The organism is Mucilaginibacter sp. cycad4 (assembly GCF_034263275.1).
Lineage (GTDB): Bacteria > Bacteroidota > Bacteroidia > Sphingobacteriales > Sphingobacteriaceae > Mucilaginibacter.
The window spans coordinates 5,768,805-5,788,064 of the sequence record NZ_CP139559.1 but is presented as its reverse complement, the minus strand read 5'-3'; the positions used below and the strand labels follow the sequence as shown (position 1 = coordinate 5,788,064).

Here is a 19,260-nt window from a genome sequence, read left to right as displayed (position 1 = left end):
AGCTTACCCGCGCTGTGGGCTTTCCTCTACAATCCCTAACGCGGCCTGCACACCACCCCTAAAATATATTTTACACGTCATCACATTTTTTTTCAGGGTTTCCCTGATGGTTACTCGTGACGTTTCTTTAAAGAGTTCCTATTTTACTTTGCTTTTTTGCTTCCTGAGTAAATTTAACAATTAACCCGGCCGTTTTAGCCGATGCTCCGGGTTGTCCCATGCGTACATCAAGCTCATCATAGTTATCAAGCATGGTTTGGCGATAGGCTGCATTATTGACAATCAGATTTAACTCTTCGCTTATCTTGTTAGCCGTACATTCTTCCTGGATCAGTTCTTTTACCACAGCTTTATCCATGATCAGGTTTACCAGCGAGATAAATTTGAGTTTTACCAGCACACGGGCAATAGCGATAGTTAATTTTCCTCCTTTGTAAACCACTACCTGCGGTACATTAAACAGTGCCGTTTCAAGCGTTGCAGTGCCGGAAGCCACAATAGCCGCATGCGCTTGATTTAACAGGTCATAAGTAGCGTTAAATACAATGGGGATCTCCGCCCCGTTTAAATAAGGTGCGTAGTAATTAGCCTGAAAGGCGGGGGCCCCGGCAATTACAAACTGATATTCGGAGAAATTAATCGATGCCTCGATCATATCCGGCAATAATCTGCTGATCTCCTGTTTTCGGCTGCCGGGTAACAGCGCTATAATTTTCTTTTCGGTAAGATTATTTTTTTGCAGGAAATCAGGATCTGGATTAAACGCCGAAACGGCATCAAGCAATGGGTTACCTACGTAATCAACCTTCATCCCCCATTCTTTATAGAACGCCACTTCGAAAGGGAGGATGCAAAAAAGGTGGTCAACAATGCGTTTGATCTTGAGCACCCGCTTCTGGTTCCAGGCCCAAACCTTGGGCGAAATATAATAGCAAACCAAAAGGCCCTGTGCTTTGGCGTACTCAGCTATTTTGAGGTTAAAGCCGGGAAAATCTATCAATATCAGCACATCGGGTTGATAGGCCGAAATATCCTGCTTGCACGACTTCATATTTTTGAGGATAGTTTGCAAGTTGGCAATCACTTCCACAAAACCCATAAAGGCCATATCGGCGTAGTGCTTTACCAGTGTACCACCTTCGGCCTGCATCAGGTCGCCGCCAAAAAAACGAAAAGCGGCCTGTGGGTCAAGCGCTTTGAGGGCTTTCATTAAATTAGCCCCGTGCAAATCGCCGGAGGCCTCGCCGGCTACCAGGTAATATTTCATTATCAGGATTGCAGTTTAAAAATGAATATAGCCAGCATAAACAAAAAAGATATCATAGCAATGCCATTCCCGGTTTTATCGGCCCCTTTGCCGTAAAAATAACGGATGATGAACAGGTTAATGGCAAACGCTGTAAAGTATGGGATGCCTGGCTTGTGCATAAATACCACCTGATTTTTAAACAGGAACCAAAAAACAAAAAGCGTTATTCCCGGCAGTATAGCGCCCAGTAATAAACCCGTGGATATATTGTTTTTACTAAGCATGCTTATACGTTGAACTTCCAGTTGTTTAAATAAGGGATAACGTGGTGTGCAGTCATATCAAACTGCACCGGCACAACCGAAGCATAACCCTGTTCCAAAGCCCAAACATCGGTGTCCTCACCGCCATCGTTCAATTGAAAAACACCAGTGAGCCAGTAATAAGGCCTTTTATGCGGATCAACACGCTCATCAAATTCTTCGGCCCATTTGGCTGCTGCCTGCCTGCAAATTTTAATGCCTTTAATATGTTTGGTGTTGGGGAAGTTTACGTTCAATAAGCTGGCCTGCGGTAAACCGTTGGCCAAAACCTGCAAAGCCAATTCTTTTACAAACTTAATACAGGGCTCAAAATCGGCCTGTAAGGTATAATCATCCAACGAAAATCCTATCGATGGGATCCCCTCGATAGCGCCTTCAACAGCTGCCGACATGGTACCTGAATACAACACATTGATGGAATTATTTAAACCATGATTGATCCCCGAAACGCAAAGATCAGGCTTTTGGCCTTTAAAAATCTTGTTAACAGCCAGCTTTACACAATCAACCGGTGTACCCGAACAGCGATACATTTCAATCCCTTCATAAATGTCAACCTGGTCAAGCCGTAAAGGTTTGCCAATCGTAATGGCATGCCCCATACCCGATTGCGGGCTATCCGGAGCAACTACTACAACGCGGCCAATTTCGGCCATGGCATCCATCAGGGCTTTGATACCCGGCGCGGTAATACCATCGTCATTTACAACAAGTATGGTTGGTTTGGTAACTTTCATCAGGCAAAGTTAACAATCCTCAACAATGTAGTTGGGTAATAATAGATAGGGAGGGTTGTTGTAAAACTAAATTTCGTAATTTCGGGTTTCAACGTAAAGCATGAGTAAGATACTTATAAGAAATTTCGGACCTGTAAAATCTGGTTATAAATCCACTGATGGCTGGATGGATATACGCAAAGTCACAGTCTTTATTGGTAATCAGGGTTCAGGAAAAAGTACAGTAGCTAAATTGATTGCGACATTTAGTTGGATCGAAAAAGCGCTTGTAAGGGGTGAATTAAAGGAGAGGGATGCAGTACGTGATGGCTATCTAATCAATCGCTGCAAATATCAGAATATTGAAGATTATTTCAAGGAAAATACACACATAGAATATAGCGGCAATGCTATGCATTATGTTTATCGTGAAGGCAAGAGCTTCATAAACTGGACAGACAACAGTCAATACTTTCTACCAAAGATCATGTATGTACCCGCTGAACGCAATTTTATTAGCGCTGTACGAAACATCAGGAATTTAAAAGGGCTTCCGGGAACTATTTATACATTTTCGGACGAATTTATAAAAGCCGCTGAAAATTTAAGGGATATGGTGGAGTTACCGATTAATAACGTACGATTTGAATATCAGCGGCTCAATCAATCGCCATCAATTGTCGGCACAGATTATAAGCTTCGCCTTTCCAGGGCTTCCAGTGGCTTTCAGTCACTGGTCCCTCTTTTTATCGTCACCAAATACCTAACCGAAATAATTATTAACCCTAATAATATTGAAGAGAATAATGAAGTGAGTTTAAAGGAAGAGCAAAAAATCAGGCAAGAGATTGATCGAATCATGTCAAATCCTAATTTATCCGGCCCCGTAAAAGACATTTATTTGGAGCGCCTTTCTTCTCGATTTCGCTATTCATCTTTTTTAAATATCGTCGAAGAACCCGAACAAAATCTTTTTCCAACATCGCAACAACAAATTCTTTATAGTTTACTTCATTATAATAATCTCCACGATCACAATGGCCTGGTTATGACTACTCACAGTCCTTATTTGATCAATTATCTTACTTTGGCGGTAAAAGCGGATTTTTTAAAGAAGAACATAAAGCACCAACAACAATTGAAGGAACTGGAATTGATTGTTCCCTTATCATCAACAATTAAAGAAGGCGATCTTGCTATTTACGAGCTTGATGAGTTGAACGGCACCATAACAGAATTAGAAAGCTATAAGGGGATGCCTTCTGACGAAAATAAGTTGAATGAAGAATTGGGTGAAAGTAATGAATTGTATGCCCGTTTACTTGAATTGCAACAAGGCATATGAATGTAGATTTCTTCCCGGCTCAATGCCAAACCTCTTCTAAATTAAAGATTTTTGGGATCTGTGATGACCCATCTCCTGCTACAAACCCTGCCTATATCGACGAAAAAAATGGTGCTAAATGGATTGCAGTTGTTGAAAATGACTATCTATCTGAAGTTATATTCACCGCTGTTGATCATTGCATCCCATTCCCTCCAAGGCCTGATGGAAAAGAATCAAAACGATGTGATGGCTTCCTGACCTACGGCGACACTATTGCATTTATCGAATTGAAAGAGCGTGACCAAGATGGAAGTGAATGGGTTAAAGACGCCGAAAAACAGTTATTAACAGCAATTGAACTGTTTGAAAAGACGGACGATGCAGAGGAGTATCCCATAAAAAAAGCCTACATCGCAAACAGTGAACGCCCACGTTTTAGAGAAAGTCAAACAAGGAGAATGGAGAACTTTTTAGATACAACCGGCTATGTATTGCGGATAGAGGCAAGGATCAAGATAGCATGAGTGGTTTAGATTGGGGGCTTTTCTATTTCTTCCAATAAAAAAGCCCCGTTCCCGGAGCTTTTCAATCTTTATAAACTATTGATCCACTTCACCAGCTCATCGCGGGTTTTGCCCGTTTTTTTCTGAAGCTTGCCAAGTGTTTCATCGTCTTTGCCTTCCTGCCAGGCAAGGTCGTCGTCGGTAAGGTCGCCGTAAGCTTGTTTGATTTTCCCTTTCAGCTCGTTCCATCCGCCTTTAATTTCTAATTTATCCATGATGTTTTTTATTTAGATGTATCAGGGTAACGAATGGGACGGGAGGATGGTTTTAAAAGAAGCGGCAGGAAGTCAAAAGTCAGGACTCAAGAAAAAGAAGAATGGAAGAGGATGTAGAGAACGGTTTAAGCTTTCACCTATTTTCCTTCTTTCTTAAAATCTTCGTACGAATGTTTTATGTACTGAACAATATCATAATCGCTCCAGCTTCGTACCTGTTGTATTGAAGGCCAATATTTGATCACAAAAATTCCGGCTTGTGTGTCATTGAGCGGAGTATTATTTTGAACAATCCGCTCATTAAACCGCATGTTTATCTCCTGCCCTTCAAGATCACGTACCGCCGCTTTTTTAAATCTCCTTGCATTGATCACCTCGCTTTTAAAGTTCTCGTAAATAAAGGTCATTGGCTTAAGGAAGAGATAATAATAATGAGGCGTCCCGGTATAAAATACCCCTTTGCTTCTATAAATATGCTGGGTTTCGGCGAGGTCTTTTTTCAACGAGTTTTCTTTTATCACAACTTCTTTTAGACCTATTATTTTATTCAAGAATGCTATTGTTGTGTGTGAATCATCAGCTATAACTTCCGTTGTTTCATAAAGATCATTTGAAAGCTCCAGTGTATCTCCCGGATTGGCCGTTATTTTGAACTCGCCAATATCGTTAGTTATTGTACGGCTTTGCGTACGTTTGTTAACAATTTTAATATTTGCCAAACGTTTGTTTGACCCGTTTTCGCAAATAATACCATCTGTTAATACTGTATTTTGAGCAAAAGCCATCCCCAAAAAAACCGATAAAAGCACCGACAGCAATACCCTTTTCATAAGAGGCTCATAGTTAATTACTACAATATCCTATTAAAAACGCACTGTTAAAAGCTTATATGGCTAATTTAACTATAATTAACAAGTTAATTCCCGTTGACAAAGTGAGCTATTTCCACATTCAGCGCTTTTCTTCCCTTATCATCTCCCAGCGAAAAGCCCCGTTTCCGGAGCTTTTCAATCTTTATAAACTATTGATCCACTTCACCAGCTCATCGCGGGTTTTGCCCGTTTTTTTCTGAAGCTTGCCAAGTGTTTCATCGTCTTTACCTTCCTGCCAGGCAAGGTCATCGTCGGTAAGGTCGCCGTAAGCTTGTTTTATTTTCCCTTTCAGCTCGTTCCATCCGCCTTTAATTTCTAATTTATCCATGATGTTTTTATTTATTAGATGTATCAGGATAACGGATGAGGAGGAAAGATGGTTTGAAGAATGTTTGATTTATATAGAAGCTAAAAGCAGAATGCCAAAGCTAAAAGCTCTTTAAAACCTCAACCCCAACCCGGCATCGTCATTCAATATATATTTACCCTCACTAAATTCAGGCATCAGATACGGGTTATTGCTTACTAAAAAAGGGCCATCGAGGTCAACCCAATCAGCTTGCGGGGCAAGGGCCAAACCTGCAAGGGCGGCACAGCTGGTTTCGGTCATACAGCCTATCATGATCTTCAGGTCAAGCTCGCGGGCTTTATCAATCATCTGTTTGGCTTCATACATACCTGCCGATTTCATGAGCTTAATGTTGATCCCGGTATAAACGCCATTGGCTTTCTCTACATCTTCAAAACGCTGAACAGCTTCATCGCCGATGATGGGGATAGGACTGCGTTCGGTGAGCCAGGCATTACTGTCGGGATCGGTTTTGAGCATGGGCTGTTCTATCAATTGCACGCCTTGCTCGTGCAGCCAATAGGTCATATCAAGACTTTGCTGCAGGTCTGTCCAGCCCTGGTTGGCATCTACGTAAAGCGGCACATCGGTAACAGAGCGGATAGTAGTAATCAGTTCTTTATCCGTATCGCGGCCCAGCTTTACTTTGATCACTTTAAAACCTTCGGCCTCTTTTACCTTTTTGATGATCATTTCGGGCGTATCAATGCCGATAGTAAAACTGGTAACAGGCATCAGCACCGGCTTACTGCCCAAAAGCTGCCAACAAGGTTGTTGTTTCAACTTACCGTCAAGGTCATGCAGGGCGATATCGATAGCAGCTTTGATGGCGGGGTTACCTGCAGCAATGCTATCGAGGTAATTGATGACCGCTCCAAAATCAAAAGGATAGCTGAACCGGCCGATATCAACCTTACTCAAAAATTCGGTAGCACTTTGATGGCTTTCGCCCATATAAGGCACCATTGAGGCCTCGCCGTAACCGGTTTTACCTTCGTGACTGATCTGCACCAGCATAACCGGGGTAGAGGTACGCGAAAATTTGGCTATTGTAAAAGCATGCTTCAGCTGAAGCTCGTAGGGTTGATATGTCAGTTCCATGTTAAAAACCAAAGCTAAAATTTTAGTATGAAAATCGTGCTTATCTTTGCGGCCATGCCGGCACAAATTTATTCACCGTTCACCAATTTCAATTTCAGCAACAATAAATGTTTCCTTACGGGGCAAACCCTTAATTCGCCCGGGGAGCAGGTCCAGGTATTTCCGCAATGGCTCATGAGCCGTTACGAACTGGAAGACAAGCCTTTTAAACTGCTTGACGAAAGTATGGCAACTTATAAAGACCTGAAGCTGCCTTGCACCGCTGAAGTTAACGAGTTATACCTTGAACCGCTTGAAAACGAAATTGCCGCGGCATTTGATATTGGCTACGAGGGCGTAAAAGCTTTGAATGAAGACAAACTGTTCCTGTGGGCGGGCAAATTACTTTACGGAATAATTTTTAACGAGATCCAGGCCGGTATTAAACTGCAGCATTCGCAGGGCGAGGAATTTAATATCTCTCAATCCATCATCCATAAATTCAACAACCTGCACATGATGCTGCAAAGCCTTAACCTGCCTGTTGAATTTGATGGCTTTAAGCCATACAGCCTCGTTTTATTTAAGGTTGAGAATGCAGAGAACGTTTTTGGCTACCGAGATGAGATCAATACGCTTACGTTTTCATTGCGCATCAAAGATTTTGGCTTGATCATTTGCCTGCAGGATAATGGCGCCAATGCCCGTTACCATAAAGATGCCCTGGATAAAATTGCAGGTCACACCCTACACCCTATCCAGTTTGAAGAACTGAACGCCAGGTTCTTTTATTCGGCCTATTTGTTTAACCGCCTGCCCGAATATGATATTTTCAATATAGGCGAAACTATATCATTGGAAGCCTTGCCCCTTCGTGGCACGAGCAGCAAACCCCTGTTTGATGATTGGATGAACAAAACCTACGGACAGGTACTGGAAAACTTCTGGAAAAATTGGGGGTTCCTGCTGTTAGAGATCATCAAGAACCCCGAAAAACCCATGAGCTTTTTATTTAATGCTGATGGTGAGTTTAAAAATTTAGATGAGCTGGGGCTTCAGAAATAATTTTATTGATAAAATACATCAGCACCTCGTGGTGAAACACAATAGTAATCATAAGCCCGCTTATCGCACCGAAAAAGTGCGCATCATGATTAATTTGATCGCGCGAGTATTTTGACGCAAAATGGCAGTACACCAGGTATAAAATACCGAATGCCCAAAACCATATCCCAAAAGGGAAAGGCAAAATGAATATCTTATTCCACGGGTCATACAAAATTGTACTGAAAATTACTGCGCTTACCGCACCCGATGCACCAAGGCTATAGTAATTGTAATCGTTTTTATGCTTGACCACAGTAGGCATATCGCTAAGAATGAGGCTTAATACATACAATATGCCGAACTGAGCATGCCCAATAACCGGTTCAAGCCCAAAAGCGAAAAAGTAATACGACAGCATATTGAAAAACAAGTGCATCCAATCGCGGTGAATAAGCCCGCTGGTGATGATGGTGTGAATATCCTTTCCGCGCGAAACGGTATAAGGGTGCAGCATCATGCGGCCATAAAGGTTATTGTTTGAAAAAGCTAAAATTGATGTTAAGATGGTTATTGCAAAAATGATGCTGGCCACAGGGGCCGTGTGAATAATTTCCATTTATTTAAGGTCGAGTTTGGTATTAGTTAAAAGCCTGCCAACAGGATAGCGCATAAAAGTTTTTTCAAAATATGGCGAATTGCGGTAAACAAACATCAGTTGCGCTTCGGCATTTTTGGCCAGCTGCGGGTCTTTCGCTTTAGCGTCGTCCAGTTTTTGTTTAATTGACGGATCTTTTTTAAGCAGATCGGCAGCGATATCCTCAAAAACATAATCCGAAAAATATTCCTTTTCGCCCAGCACCGAATCAAAAAAGTTCCACGCAAAAAATGAATCAACACCCTGCGGTTCCAGCGTTTCCACGATATAACGGTTTATTGGCTGATTAGTATATACCACGTAATCGCCGCTGTAAAATTTAACCGGCATATCAACCGGGTTCAGCTTTACGCCGGTATGCAGATAATGCCCTTCAAAAGGCCGTGCCGGGGTTTTCAGATCGGCGATGTAATACATTTGCAGGTTAAGCGTAGTGTCATGTGCCAGCTGCTTCATTTGCACACCATTCAGCTTAAACAAATCAATCACTTTGCCCCAGGCCTGCGGAATTACATAGGCAACCGGCTTATCGGCGGTGGCCGTAATTTTATAGGTGTTAAAATATTTTATGGTTTTGGTATAGGGCTTGTTACGGTCATAATACAGCCTTGGCAACCCGCTTACCCCGCTGGTTTTATAGCCGGCTTCATAACCTTTAAAGGTGATGGTATCAACCTTGATGTTATCAACCGCCCAGCTTAAAGCAAAGGTTTTTTGCTGCGTTATTTCCTCATCGGCCCTGCGTTTCAGTTCGCCTATCAGTTTGGCATCGCGCTGGTTAATTTCAATCAGGTGCTGCATAAAATCATAAGTGGCATACACGCGCTTATCAAAAGGTTTGAGCATGTGTGTTTCTGTAATATAGCTGATGATGTTATGCTGAGCGGTAAAACCGGTAGCAAAGCGCGGGGTTTCCAAAAAGCTTACTATGCCCGAATCAGGCAAACCTTCTTCACCTGCACCATAAGGGATCATCTCGTACCCGCTCTTTTTCATTTTATCGTACAGGTACGGGGTAAGCGTTTTGGTAGTATACCCGGCCAGGATGGGGTTTTGCTTTTCTTTTTGCGTTTCAATAAGCGTCATTACGTACTGGTAATCGGCGCCATCACTGGTATGGTTATCTAAAAAGATCTCGGGCTTCCAGGCAGTGAGGATCTGCGTAAAAGCCAGAGCGTTTCGGCTATCGGCTTTAATAAAATCGCGGTTAAGATCAAGGTTGCGATAGTTACCCCTGAAACCATATGCCGATGGGCCGTTCTGGCTTACACGGCTCTGCCCGCGGTTAAGGTTGCCGTCGATATTATACAGGGCAATCAGGCAGATCACTACATCTTTAGGAAGTGTTTTGTTTTTCAGCATATCGCGCACCAGCATCATGCTTGCATCAATGCCCTCCGGCTCGCCGGGATGAATGCCGTTATTGATAAGCAGCACCCTTTTGTTTTGCTTTTTGATAGTAGCCGGGTCAAACACCTTATCTTTTGAAAGTACCACAAGTGTTAATGGTTTGCCAACGTCGGTGGTGCCATAGTTGATCAGCCTCATTTGCTGCGGATACAGTTTGTTAAGCTTTTGATAGTAATCAATTACCTGGGCGTAGGTAGCAGTGTAATTTTTATCCTTACTTAGCTCAAACGGGGTAAGCTGGGCTTTGGCGGATAAGGCAACGAAACAGGCAATCAGGGCAGCGAAAACTATCTTCATGTGTAAATACGTTGCTCAAATATAGTTTAAGAATGCCAATTAGGCGTGCAGGTACACAATAATATTACTGATCGGGCATGGTACCCCAACCATCAAACTCACAATCGAATTTATATCCAAGGTTACACATCTGGCTAATCCATGCTGCTACCACGGCATCTTTCATTTTTACTTTGGTTGTCCATCCGGTAATAATGAAGAGCTTTTTATCCCCTTCAGAAACGCCGTATTTTACCTGGTAATTTAAACTGGATAGTTCCTGTGCAAATGCTCCGGCTTTTTGATGTGTATTGGTATAAAAGAAAAACTCAAGCATCAGTTCTCTGTCTTCGTCAACATTTAACTCCCGGAGCTTTTCCATAAGTTCCGGCAGCATATTAAGCTGTATTGCCGATTTTTCCCCGAACGCCTCTGCCGATACAAATTGTCCGTTATCCCTTTTACCGAAAAAACTGAATAGGCCCATGAGGATACTATGTTTTGCTTATAATGCAGCTATCTCCGCCTGCACTTTTTTCGGCAAACTTTTAACCACTTCATTATAGGAGTGATCAATCATTTCGCAGAGCTGTTTGCGGGTGAGGGAGCCGTTCATTTGCACGGTGTTCCACATTTTTTTATTCATGTGATAGCCCGGCTGCACTTCAGGGTGGCGTTCGCGGAGTTCAACAGCCCATTCAGGGTCGCATTTAACATTGAACCTGTCACCTGTTTGTAAGCCGGTTAATAGAAATATCTTTTCGGCAATTTTAAAAACAAGGGTATCTTCGCCAAAAGGGAAGCCTTCAGTGGCCCCCGGTTTTTGTAAACAATAATCACGCAGCTCTTCTATATTCATTATCTGAAGTTTCGGACCAGCTTGGTATAGGATACCGTATTGCCAAAATTATATTTAAACCCTATACTATATTGAACAAACTGGTCGGGCGCGTTGTTTTTAAATTTTTGAGGGTTGTCATTGTACCCGTCAAGTCCTTCGCCAAAAGCATAGCTGTGCTGAACGCCAAGGGTTATAGTATAACCTACCTGATCGTAATCATCATAAATTTTAAATTCATAACCAAACCTTAGTGGTATCATCAGGTTAATGCTTTTATCTTTTCCCTGAAAACCTTCAGTTACACCCACCGCACCATGGTTTTCATATCCCGGCGGGTTTGAACGCTGTACAAAAGTCATCTTGTTTTTTATAGCACCGATACCCGAGCCTATATAAAAGTTTTTAAGCACGTTTAAAACACTACTATTATCGTAATCAATAATTTCGCCCATTTGCAGATCAGCACGAAGGGCAAGTGCTAAGAAACTATTTTTTGATTTACGGCCAAATTGATCTACATCAGGGGTAAGCCCTCCGCCTTCAATTGTGCCAAAATGAAAATCGAGGGCTATCGGCACATACGGGCTGTAGTTATACGTTAAGTTAAGTGTGCCGCCCGGGTGCCAAACCTGCTTTTTAAGGTCATCATGACCGCGTGCGTAATTGACACCTCCGCCAAACCCCCATTCATAATAGTTGTAACCACTTTGGGCTTTGGCCATAAACGAGGCGCAAGCCAAAACAAAAAGTAGAAAATATTTTTTCAATGTATAATTTTAATCAATATTTACAATTGCAGGCAGTGTAAACCGCCGCCTAAATTTTCACTAATATAGAAGCTTTATATGAATTTCAGCTCATTCATTAAGTTCACAGTAGCCGAACGCTTTTTGCGTTATGTTACCATTGATACGCAATCAGACCCCTCTTCGGTTTCATTTCCGTCAACAGAAAAGCAAAAAGATCTTGGCCGGCTGCTGGTTGATGAACTGCTGGCTATTGGCGTAGCCGATGCGCATTTGGATGAGTATGGCTATGTTTATGCTACTATTCCGTCAAATACCGATAAAAAGATACCTGTAATTTGCTTCTGCTCGCATATGGATACCGCTCCCGATTGCAGCGGAAAGAATGTAAAACCTTTAGTACATAAAAATTACCAGGGACAGGATTTAATATTGCCCGATGATCACACCCAGGTGATCCGCATGGCCGAGCATGACGACCTGAAAAACCAGCTTGGCAACGATGTAATAACAGCCAGCGGCACAACCCTGCTCGGCGCAGACAATAAAGCCGGCGTAGCCGAAATTATGGATGCCTGCTACCAGCTTATCAACCATCCCGAAATAAAACATGGCGATATCCGGATCCTGTTTACGCCCGACGAGGAAGTCGGCCACGGTGTCGACCATGTGGATATTGCCAAGCTGGGCGCTTTTGCTGCTTACACGATGGATGGCGAAAGCGCGGGTAATATGGAGAATGAAACCTTTTCGGCAGATGGGGCCAGGCTTACCATTAATGGAGTAAGCTCCCATCCGGGGTTTGCAAAGGGCAAAATGGAAAGCGCCATTAAAATTGCAGGGCAAATTATTGCCGCCCTGCCTGATGAACTTTCGCCGGAGTATACCGAAGGTATGGAGGGATTTGTACACCCGGTAGGTATAGAAGGCCATGTGGAAACCGCTTCTATCGATTTTATTATCCGGGATTTTGATGAAGCCAAACTTGCAGGTCATGTTGAGGTTATCCGCCAAACTGCTGCTGGGGTATTAACGAAATTTCCCGGTTCAACGTTTGATATTGCCGTGAGCCAGCAATACCGCAATATGAAGGGTGTGCTCGACCAGCATCCGCAAATTGTTGATTATGCCATGGAGGCTATTAACCGCACAGGTTTAACTGCTAAGTTGTGCAGTATCCGCGGCGGTACTGATGGTTCAAGGCTGTCGTTTATGGGCTTGCCTTGTCCAAATATCTTTGCGGGCGAACATGCTTTTCATAGCCGGCACGAGTGGGTATCAGTACAGGATATGCAGAAAGCAGTCGAAACTATTTTACACCTGTGTATGATCTGGGAGGAAAGAAGTTAGTATAAAGTCGATAGCCCTTAGTCTTAAGTTCGAAGTCAGAAGTCCATTTTTTGACTTAGAACTTAAGACTACGACTTTGTCAAAACAATTAACACGAAACTAAATTTGAAGATGTATACAATACGTACAGCCACTGTAAATGATGTGGAAACCATCCGGGATATTGCCGATAAAACATGGTGGGTAACCTATGGCCCCATCCTCGAACACGAACAAATAGCTTTTATGCTGGGCGGGATCTATTCAGCAGACAAGATCAGCGAACAGATTAGGGAAAATCAGCAAACTTATTTATTACTGGAGGAAGAAAGCAATCCGGTGGCATTTGCAGCCTACTCTCCGCGCGAGGAAAATCCGGAGGTTTATAAGCTGCACAAGCTATACTGCCTGCCCGAAACCCAGGGCAAAGGCTACGGAAAAGTACTGATTAACGAGGTGGCCCAAAAAACTAAAGATGCCGGTAAACAAACGCTGGAACTTAACGTGAACAGGCATAACAACGCCAAGTCGTTTTATGAAAAAATGGGGTTTACAATAGCTTATGAAGAGGATATAGCCATTGGTAAATACTGGATGAACGATTATGTAATGAGGAAGGAATTATAAGTGATAATTATTTGGCGGAAAGGGTTTTTAAAAGCTCTTTTGCGGGTACAGCTTTGAAGCTGCCGTCTTTATCTCCTATGATGAGGCTTTCATCATTGGCTGCGGCTGTTTCAACCAGTTTACGGTTCGCCCTTTTCATGCCCTCAAGCACTTTTGCCTCTAACTCATCCATACCCATTTTTTGTGCATTAGTTGTCATTTGCTTTTGATTAAATTAAAGATAGTCAAACTTCCTGGTCTTAATATAATCTCGCAAAGGCGCTAAGCCGCTAAGAAAGCCCCTTTGCGTCTTCGCGTCTTTGCGAGAAAGAATTTTGATTTGGCATAGCAGATGTTCCTTACTCAGGATGACAAAGCTGCCATTTCACCCGCATCATCCTTAAACCTAACATACATATGCTTATCCATCACCTCGCCATTTTTAATAACTGATCTTTGTAGCACAGCCTCTTTCACATAGCCTGCTTTTTCAAGCACCCGTATGGATGCCGTGTTTTTATTATAAACACCGGCTTCTAAGCGTAATAAGGAAAAATGTTCAAAGGCATAAGTGGTTACCAGTTTTACTGCTGCAGTTGCTACGCCTTTTCCCCAATGTTCTTCGCCAAGCCAATAGCCTATTTCGGCGGCTATGCGGCTTTCATCAGTAAAAAGTTCAACACCTATGCCGCCGCAGGCTTCCCCATTAACTACTATGGCAAAGTTGGTTAAAGGTTGCTGATTTTGGGCCAGGTTTACCCAAAACAGGGCATCCTCCATGGTATAGGGATACGGGAACCTGTCGCGCAAAAAAGCTGATACTTTTGGGTTATCCGCATGCTTTTGAAGTGATGCTTCATCGCCCGGTTGCCATGCCCTCAATAAAAATCCGTTGCCCTGTAGTTCCATTTTGTAACAATAAAATGCTTAAAAATAACAATCATTAGCCAAACTGTTAAATTGCATGCTTTTATTGAGATATGAAAAAACTGTTAGGCTTATTGTTCCTGATCCCGGCAACGGGCGCCTTTGCCCAAAAGCTGGATACCCTTACCATCGAAAAAATTATGCGCGACCCTAAATGGATCGGGGTTTCGCCCTCCAATATCCGCTGGGCTAACGATAGTAAAAAGATCTGGTTTAAATGGGATGATGATGCTTCGGGCGATACCCGGTTATATTCAGTTAGCCCCGGCGATAACAGGGTACAAAAAGTTAGTATCGCCGAACAGCGCGATCTGGCAGCCGATAACGGCGGGTGGAACAAAAAACATAGCCAAAAGGTATTCAGTAAAAACGGCGATTTATTTTTATACGATGTAAAAGCTAACAAAACCAGCCGGTTAACTAACACTGTAGCGCAGGAAGACAGCCCGGTTTTCAGCGGCGATGAAACAAAGATCATTTATAAAGAAGATAATAACCTTTTCTCCATTAATCTGAATAGCGGCAGCCTGGTACAGCTAACCAATTTTGTGCGGGCAGCAAGCGATAAAAAAAGTAAGGATAAACCCAACGGGCAGGAGCAATGGCTCAAAAAACAACAGCTTGAGTTGTTTGAGATCATCAAAAAAGAAGCGAAGGACAATAAAAAGGATTCGACAGAAACAGCATTGCTTAAGCCCGACAAACTGAAAGAGATAGCCTTTGGTGATAAAAGACTGAGCGCTGTACAGATCAGTCCGGATGGCAGGTTTATCACCTATCGCCTTACCAAACGTGCCGATGGTGTGCAAAATGCTGTTGTGCCCAACTATGTTACCGCATCGGGCTTTACCGAGGATATTCCTAACCGTTCAAAAGTTGGCCGTCCGTCGTCAACATCTGAAACTTTCATTTACGATAAGCGCCGTGAGGCTGTTTACCCGGTCATTACCTCAGAGATCCCCGGCATTAAAGACCTGCCCGACTATTTAAAAGATTATCCTGAAGAATTAAAAGCCAGTCAAAAGGAAAACGCCGACAGGCAGGTAAACATCGACGGCGTTTTATGGAACCAAAGCGGCAGCAACGCGGTGGTCATTATCTCGGCACAGGATAATAAGGATTGCTGGATCATGCATTTAGACCCGGTAACCGGTAAATTAAGCCTGCTCGACCGCCAGCGCGACGAAGCATGGATTGGCGGCCCCGGCATTGATGATCCCGGAAACGCAGGCTTTATCGACGATACTCATTTTTATTACCAGAGCGAGACCAGCGGCTACTCGCATATTTATGTGGTTGATGTAACCAGCGGAACTAAAAAACAACTTACCAGCGGCAAGTGGGAGGTGCAAACCTTGCAATTAAGCCAGGATAAAAAGACGTTTTATTTTACCGCCAACATTGACCATCCGGGTATTACCCATTTTTACAGGATCCCGGTTAGCGGTGGTGCCCCGGTTAAAATTACCGGCATGAAGGGCGGCAACGAAGTTTCACTTTCGCCCGATGAAAAATGGCTGGCTATCCGCTATTCTTATTCAAACAGGCCCTGGGAGTTATATATCCAGGCTAATAAACCCGGTGCAAAAGCGGTAAAAGTAACCAATTCAGTTTCGGCCGAATACCTATCGTACCCCTGGCGCGATCCGGAGATCATCAGCTTTAAAAACCGTTACGGTACTGATGTTTATGCCCGGTTGTATCAGCCTAAAAAGCAGGATCCTGCAAAGCCTGCGGTCGTCTTTGTGCACGGTGCCGGATACCTGCAAAATGTTACTTATTCATGGAGTTACTACTTCCGCGAATACATGTTCAACAATATGCTGGCCGATAATGGTTATACTGTTCTGGATATCGACTATACTGCAAGTGCCGGTTACGGCAGGGATTTTCGCACCGGTATTTACCGTCATATGGGCGGCAAAGATCTTAGCGACCAGGTGGACGGCGTAAAGCTATTGGTGGAAAAATATGGCGTTAACCCCAGGCATGTTGGTTTGTACGGCGGCTCGTACGGTGGCTTCATCACGCTGATGGGCATGTTTACCGAGCCGGATGTTTTCGCAGCAGGCGGTGCCATCCGTTCCGTTACCGACTGGGCACATTATAACCACGAGTACACCTCAAATATCCTCAACGAGCCATTTACTGATGAGCAGGCTTATCGCAAAAGCTCGCCAATTTATTTTGCCAACGGTTTAAAAGGCAACCTGCTCATGCTGCATGGTATGATAGATCAGAATGTGAACTACCAGGATATTATCCGCCTAACCCAAAAACTGATAGAGCTGCACAAAGAAAATTGGGAACTGGCCTCGTACCCTGTAGAAGACCACGGCTTTGAACAGCCCAGCAGTTGGACGGATGAGTATAAGCGGATTTATAAATTGTTTGAGGGTACGTTAAAGAAATAAGTTCGCGAGTGTAAGAAGTAAAAAGATGAAAAAATACCTGCCAGTTTGTTTTTTGCTGATGAGTTTGTTCAGCTGCACGGAAACATCAACCAAAACATCAGTAACCATAAGCCCCATTAATAACGGAAAAGCCCTGCAAATTACCGGATTCGATCCGGCTATTATTAACGAGATCAGTCGTGATTCATCGGCCAAGGCCTGGGAAACACTCATGGCCGTTTACCGCATGCCTGCCGATACCAGCATGCGAAACCTGCAGCCCGCACAGCCGGGGCGTTATACCGTTCATAACAACATAGTTGTTTTTACACCAGATACAGCCTTCAGCGCACAACAAACGTATTTTTTTCGTTACTATGATTTTAGTGCAGGTGGCACATTGACCGATTTGATAAAAAGCCGCAGCAAACCCGGAACGCTGCACTATACAGATTTGATTTTTAAGCAATAAACTACCTTGATGCTTGAAAATTTAATAATTTTGATTATATTTGCAACCGTTAATAAAAGAGGGGGCAATTAGTCCCCTCTTTTATTTTATCAATCAAAATTATTCTGTCAAAAACACCGGTGGGTAATGAATATTGAAAAAAGGGTAAAAGAACTGGTAGAAGAGAAGATAGCAGATAAGCCAAACCTGTTTATAGTGGATATTAAAATGCACTCGAACGGGAAGCTGATCATCCTGCTTGACGGCGATAACGGTATCGGTATTGATGAATGTGTACAGGTAAGCAGGCATGTAGGTTTCCACCTGGAAGAGGAAAACGTGATTGAAACGGCTTATAACCTGGAGGTTTCATCGCCGGGTATCGATTTCCCGCTATCGTCGCCAAGGCAATACGCCAAAAATGTTGGCCGTAACCTGGGCATTAAAATGAAAGATGGCACTAAGCGCGAAGGCACATTGACCGGCCTTACAGAGGATGCCATCACCATTGAAGAAAAAGTAAAAGAAAAAGGGAAAAAAGCGCAGGTTATTGAAAGCGTTATCCCAATGGACCAAATAACAGAAACAAAGGTTTTAATATCATTTAAGTAAAAAATGAGCAATATTAATTTAATTGATTCTTTTCAGGAATTTAAAGATTTCAAGAACATTGACCGCCCTACCATGATGAGCGTTCTGGAAGACGTTTTCAGGAGCATGATCAGGAAAAAGTACGGTACGGACGAAAATTGCGACGTAATTGTGAACACCGACAACGGTGACTTAGAGATCTGGCGCACACGTAAAGTTATGGAAGATGGCTTTAGCGAAGATGACGACCTGGAGATAGAACTTGCCGAAGCACACCTGTATGACGCCGACCTTGAAGTTGGTGATGATTATATTGAACAGATCACTTTAGAAAGCTTTGGCCGCCGTGCTATTTTAGCCGCCCGCCAAACGCTAGTATCAAAAATCCTGGAATTAGAGAAAGACGAGATCTTCAAAAAATATAAAGACCGCGTAGGCGAAATTGTTACCGGCGAGGTTTACCAGGTTTGGAAAAAAGAAACGCTGGTATTGGATGACGAAGGTAACGAGCTGTTGCTGCCAAAAACTGAGCAGATCCCGGCCGACTACTTTAAAAAAGGCGACAGCGTTAAAGCTGTTGTATCAAAGGTAGATATGCTGAACAGCAACCCTAAGATCATCATTTCACGTACAGCGCCCGAGTTTTTACAGCGTTTGTTTGAGCTTGAAGTACCGGAAATTTTTGATGGCTTAATTACCATCAAGAAAATTGTACGCGAACCGGGCGAGCGTGCTAAAGTTGCCGTTGAATCGTATGACGACCGTATCGATCCGGTTGGCGCCTGCGTAGGTATGAAAGGTTCACGGATCCACGGTATAGTACGTGAGTTAAAAAATGAAAATATCGACGTTATTAACTTTACCAACAACGTTCAGTTATATATTCAGCGTGCGTTATCACCTGCCAAAATCACTTCTATTAAATTAGATGATGAGAAAAAAACAGCTGCTGTGTATTTAAAACCCGACCAGGTATCATTAGCTATTGGCAGGGGCGGGCACAACATTAAGCTGGCAGGGAAATTGACAGGCTACGAAATTGATGTTTACCGTGAAGCTGATGAGCATGACGAGGATGTGGACATTGAAGAATTTTCTGACGAGATTGAAGGCTGGATCATTGATGAATTTAAACGTATTGGTTTAGATACAGCAAAATCAGTGCTGGCCTTAACCGTTGGAGAATTGGTAAAACGTACCGATTTAGAGGAAGAAACAGTAAAAGAAGTGCTATCAATATTGAATGCGGAGTTTGAATAAGCGGAATAAGCAAAATTAAAATCGTATTTTTGCA

At 43.1% G+C, this 19,260-nt stretch carries 23 protein-coding genes; 9 read left to right on the top strand and 14 right to left on the bottom strand.

Annotated elements, in window-relative coordinates; all coding sequences use genetic code 11:
- Positions 1-127: 127 nt before the first annotated feature.
- From lpxB to surE, 3 genes are read right to left on the bottom strand one after another with little or no spacing between them, the layout of a single operon-like run.
- A complete protein-coding gene (gene lpxB / locus SNE26_RS23725) occupies positions 128-1,267 on the bottom strand; it encodes a lipid-A-disaccharide synthase (RefSeq protein ID WP_321556337.1) in 1,140 nt (379 codons plus the stop codon).
- Between the two features lie 2 nt (positions 1,268-1,269).
- Positions 1,270-1,533: a hypothetical protein gene (locus tag SNE26_RS23720; protein WP_321556336.1), complete on the bottom strand. Its 264-nt coding sequence runs from the start codon at positions 1,531-1,533 to the stop codon at positions 1,270-1,272.
- 2 nt (positions 1,534-1,535) lie between these two features.
- Positions 1,536-2,309 (bottom strand): 5'/3'-nucleotidase SurE, encoded by a 774-nt coding sequence (gene surE / locus SNE26_RS23715; RefSeq protein ID WP_121232695.1) that lies wholly within the window; start codon positions 2,307-2,309, stop codon positions 1,536-1,538.
- 100 nt (positions 2,310-2,409) lie between these two features.
- On the opposite strand from surE, the gene SNE26_RS23710 reads away from it, so the two are divergent.
- Together SNE26_RS23710 and SNE26_RS23705 are read left to right on the top strand one after the other, a co-directional pair.
- Complete coding sequence (locus tag SNE26_RS23710) at positions 2,410-3,633, top strand: ATP-binding protein (RefSeq protein ID WP_321556335.1); 1,224 nt, start codon at positions 2,410-2,412, stop codon at positions 3,631-3,633.
- Positions 3,630-4,139 (top strand): hypothetical protein, encoded by a 510-nt coding sequence (locus SNE26_RS23705; protein ID WP_321556334.1) that lies wholly within the window; start codon positions 3,630-3,632, stop codon positions 4,137-4,139. Before SNE26_RS23710 ends, SNE26_RS23705 begins: the two co-directional genes overlap by 4 nt.
- A gap of 68 nt (positions 4,140-4,207) precedes the next feature.
- On the opposite strand, the gene SNE26_RS23700 is transcribed toward SNE26_RS23705, so the two are convergent.
- From SNE26_RS23700 to SNE26_RS23685, 4 genes are all read right to left on the bottom strand, one after another.
- A complete protein-coding gene (locus SNE26_RS23700) occupies positions 4,208-4,393 on the bottom strand; it encodes a CsbD family protein (RefSeq protein ID WP_091169309.1) in 186 nt (61 codons plus the stop codon).
- 137 nt (positions 4,394-4,530) lie between these two features.
- Positions 4,531-5,223 (bottom strand): hypothetical protein, encoded by a 693-nt coding sequence (locus SNE26_RS23695; protein WP_321556333.1) that lies wholly within the window; start codon positions 5,221-5,223, stop codon positions 4,531-4,533.
- Positions 5,224-5,407: 184 nt separating this feature from the next.
- The gene (locus SNE26_RS23690; protein ID WP_091169309.1) at positions 5,408-5,593 is read right to left on the bottom strand and encodes a CsbD family protein; all 186 of its coding nucleotides are present in this window, start codon (positions 5,591-5,593) and stop codon (positions 5,408-5,410) included.
- A gap of 111 nt (positions 5,594-5,704) precedes the next feature.
- Positions 5,705-6,715, bottom strand: coding sequence for a dipeptide epimerase (locus SNE26_RS23685; RefSeq protein ID WP_321556332.1), 1,011 nt, complete (start codon positions 6,713-6,715; stop codon positions 5,705-5,707).
- A gap of 27 nt (positions 6,716-6,742) precedes the next feature.
- On the opposite strand from SNE26_RS23685, the gene SNE26_RS23680 reads away from it, so the two are divergent.
- Complete coding sequence (locus SNE26_RS23680) at positions 6,743-7,759, top strand: hypothetical protein (protein ID WP_321556331.1); 1,017 nt, start codon at positions 6,743-6,745, stop codon at positions 7,757-7,759.
- On the opposite strand, the gene SNE26_RS23675 is transcribed toward SNE26_RS23680, so the two are convergent.
- From SNE26_RS23675 to SNE26_RS23655, 5 genes are all read right to left on the bottom strand, one after another.
- Positions 7,725-8,357, bottom strand: coding sequence for a rhomboid family intramembrane serine protease (locus tag SNE26_RS23675; protein ID WP_321556330.1), 633 nt, complete (start codon positions 8,355-8,357; stop codon positions 7,725-7,727). The two genes, SNE26_RS23680 and SNE26_RS23675, sit on opposite strands and share 35 nt — an antisense overlap.
- Positions 8,358-10,103, bottom strand: a complete 1,746-nt coding sequence (locus SNE26_RS23670; RefSeq protein ID WP_321556329.1) for a M14 family zinc carboxypeptidase — start codon at positions 10,101-10,103, stop codon at positions 8,358-8,360.
- A gap of 64 nt (positions 10,104-10,167) precedes the next feature.
- Entirely contained in the window at positions 10,168-10,569 is a 402-nt protein-coding gene (locus SNE26_RS23665; protein ID WP_321556328.1) for a ribonuclease E inhibitor RraB, read from the bottom strand.
- A gap of 18 nt (positions 10,570-10,587) precedes the next feature.
- Positions 10,588-10,941, bottom strand: a complete 354-nt coding sequence (locus tag SNE26_RS23660) for an MmcQ/YjbR family DNA-binding protein (protein ID WP_321556327.1) — start codon at positions 10,939-10,941, stop codon at positions 10,588-10,590.
- A complete protein-coding gene (locus SNE26_RS23655) occupies positions 10,941-11,690 on the bottom strand; it encodes a hypothetical protein (protein WP_321556326.1) in 750 nt (249 codons plus the stop codon). The genes SNE26_RS23660 and SNE26_RS23655 overlap by 1 nt, the downstream gene beginning before the upstream one ends.
- Before the next feature lie 78 nt (positions 11,691-11,768).
- Between SNE26_RS23655 and pepT the strand changes: the two genes are divergently transcribed.
- Positions 11,769-13,019 carry a peptidase T gene (gene pepT, locus SNE26_RS23650; RefSeq protein WP_321556325.1) on the top strand — a complete coding sequence of 417 codons (1,251 nt, stop codon included), beginning with the start codon at positions 11,769-11,771 and terminating at the stop codon, positions 13,017-13,019.
- Between the two features lie 111 nt (positions 13,020-13,130).
- A complete protein-coding gene (locus tag SNE26_RS23645) occupies positions 13,131-13,625 on the top strand; it encodes a GNAT family N-acetyltransferase (protein ID WP_321556324.1) in 495 nt (164 codons plus the stop codon).
- Positions 13,626-13,632: 7 nt separating this feature from the next.
- On the opposite strand, the gene SNE26_RS23640 is transcribed toward SNE26_RS23645, so the two are convergent.
- Positions 13,633-13,824, bottom strand: coding sequence for a hypothetical protein (locus SNE26_RS23640; RefSeq protein WP_321556323.1), 192 nt, complete (start codon positions 13,822-13,824; stop codon positions 13,633-13,635).
- A 143-nt stretch (positions 13,825-13,967) separates the two neighbouring features.
- A complete protein-coding gene (locus SNE26_RS23635; RefSeq protein ID WP_321556322.1) occupies positions 13,968-14,513 on the bottom strand; it encodes a GNAT family protein in 546 nt (181 codons plus the stop codon).
- Positions 14,514-14,584: 71 nt separating this feature from the next.
- Here SNE26_RS23635 and SNE26_RS23630 point away from each other — a divergent pair, with 71 nt between their 5' ends.
- From SNE26_RS23630 to nusA, 4 genes are all read left to right on the top strand, one after another.
- Entirely contained in the window at positions 14,585-16,945 is a 2,361-nt protein-coding gene (locus SNE26_RS23630; RefSeq protein WP_321556321.1) for a prolyl oligopeptidase family serine peptidase, read from the top strand.
- A gap of 25 nt (positions 16,946-16,970) precedes the next feature.
- Complete coding sequence (locus SNE26_RS23625) at positions 16,971-17,396, top strand: hypothetical protein (protein WP_321556320.1); 426 nt, start codon at positions 16,971-16,973, stop codon at positions 17,394-17,396.
- Between the two features lie 126 nt (positions 17,397-17,522).
- On the top strand, positions 17,523-17,987 hold the full coding sequence (gene rimP / locus SNE26_RS23620) for a ribosome assembly cofactor RimP (RefSeq protein ID WP_321556319.1): 465 nt from the start codon (positions 17,523-17,525) through the stop codon (positions 17,985-17,987).
- Positions 17,988-17,990: 3 nt separating this feature from the next.
- The gene (gene nusA / locus SNE26_RS23615) at positions 17,991-19,226 is read left to right on the top strand and encodes a transcription termination factor NusA (protein WP_090532515.1); all 1,236 of its coding nucleotides are present in this window, start codon (positions 17,991-17,993) and stop codon (positions 19,224-19,226) included.
- Positions 19,227-19,260 lie beyond the last annotated feature (34 nt).

Excerpts from the sequence above, each read along its gene's own strand:
- lpxB (WP_321556337.1), bottom strand. The coding sequence starts at position 1,267 with ATGAAATATTACCTGGTAGCCGGCGAGGCCTCCGGCGATTTGCACGGG.
- SNE26_RS23720 (WP_321556336.1), bottom strand. The coding sequence starts at position 1,533 with ATGCTTAGTAAAAACAATATATCCACGGGTTTATTACTGGGCGCTATA.
- surE (WP_121232695.1), bottom strand. The coding sequence starts at position 2,309 with ATGAAAGTTACCAAACCAACCATACTTGTTGTAAATGACGATGGTATT.
- SNE26_RS23710 (WP_321556335.1), top strand. The coding sequence starts at position 2,410 with ATGAGTAAGATACTTATAAGAAATTTCGGACCTGTAAAATCTGGTTAT.
- SNE26_RS23705 (WP_321556334.1), top strand. The coding sequence starts at position 3,630 with ATGAATGTAGATTTCTTCCCGGCTCAATGCCAAACCTCTTCTAAATTA.
- SNE26_RS23700 (WP_091169309.1), bottom strand. The coding sequence starts at position 4,393 with ATGGATAAATTAGAAATTAAAGGCGGATGGAACGAGCTGAAAGGGAAA.
- SNE26_RS23695 (WP_321556333.1), bottom strand. The coding sequence starts at position 5,223 with ATGAAAAGGGTATTGCTGTCGGTGCTTTTATCGGTTTTTTTGGGGATG.
- SNE26_RS23690 (WP_091169309.1), bottom strand. The coding sequence starts at position 5,593 with ATGGATAAATTAGAAATTAAAGGCGGATGGAACGAGCTGAAAGGGAAA.
- SNE26_RS23685 (WP_321556332.1), bottom strand. The coding sequence starts at position 6,715 with ATGGAACTGACATATCAACCCTACGAGCTTCAGCTGAAGCATGCTTTT.
- SNE26_RS23680 (WP_321556331.1), top strand. The coding sequence starts at position 6,743 with ATGAAAATCGTGCTTATCTTTGCGGCCATGCCGGCACAAATTTATTCA.
- SNE26_RS23675 (WP_321556330.1), bottom strand. The coding sequence starts at position 8,357 with ATGGAAATTATTCACACGGCCCCTGTGGCCAGCATCATTTTTGCAATA.
- SNE26_RS23670 (WP_321556329.1), bottom strand. The coding sequence starts at position 10,103 with ATGAAGATAGTTTTCGCTGCCCTGATTGCCTGTTTCGTTGCCTTATCC.
- SNE26_RS23665 (WP_321556328.1), bottom strand. The coding sequence starts at position 10,569 with ATGGGCCTATTCAGTTTTTTCGGTAAAAGGGATAACGGACAATTTGTA.
- SNE26_RS23660 (WP_321556327.1), bottom strand. The coding sequence starts at position 10,941 with ATGAATATAGAAGAGCTGCGTGATTATTGTTTACAAAAACCGGGGGCC.
- pepT (WP_321556325.1), top strand. The coding sequence starts at position 11,769 with ATGAATTTCAGCTCATTCATTAAGTTCACAGTAGCCGAACGCTTTTTG.
- SNE26_RS23645 (WP_321556324.1), top strand. The coding sequence starts at position 13,131 with ATGTATACAATACGTACAGCCACTGTAAATGATGTGGAAACCATCCGG.
- SNE26_RS23640 (WP_321556323.1), bottom strand. The coding sequence starts at position 13,824 with ATGACAACTAATGCACAAAAAATGGGTATGGATGAGTTAGAGGCAAAA.
- SNE26_RS23635 (WP_321556322.1), bottom strand. The coding sequence starts at position 14,513 with ATGGAACTACAGGGCAACGGATTTTTATTGAGGGCATGGCAACCGGGC.
- SNE26_RS23630 (WP_321556321.1), top strand. The coding sequence starts at position 14,585 with ATGAAAAAACTGTTAGGCTTATTGTTCCTGATCCCGGCAACGGGCGCC.
- SNE26_RS23625 (WP_321556320.1), top strand. The coding sequence starts at position 16,971 with ATGAAAAAATACCTGCCAGTTTGTTTTTTGCTGATGAGTTTGTTCAGC.
- rimP (WP_321556319.1), top strand. The coding sequence starts at position 17,523 with ATGAATATTGAAAAAAGGGTAAAAGAACTGGTAGAAGAGAAGATAGCA.
- nusA (WP_090532515.1), top strand. The coding sequence starts at position 17,991 with ATGAGCAATATTAATTTAATTGATTCTTTTCAGGAATTTAAAGATTTC.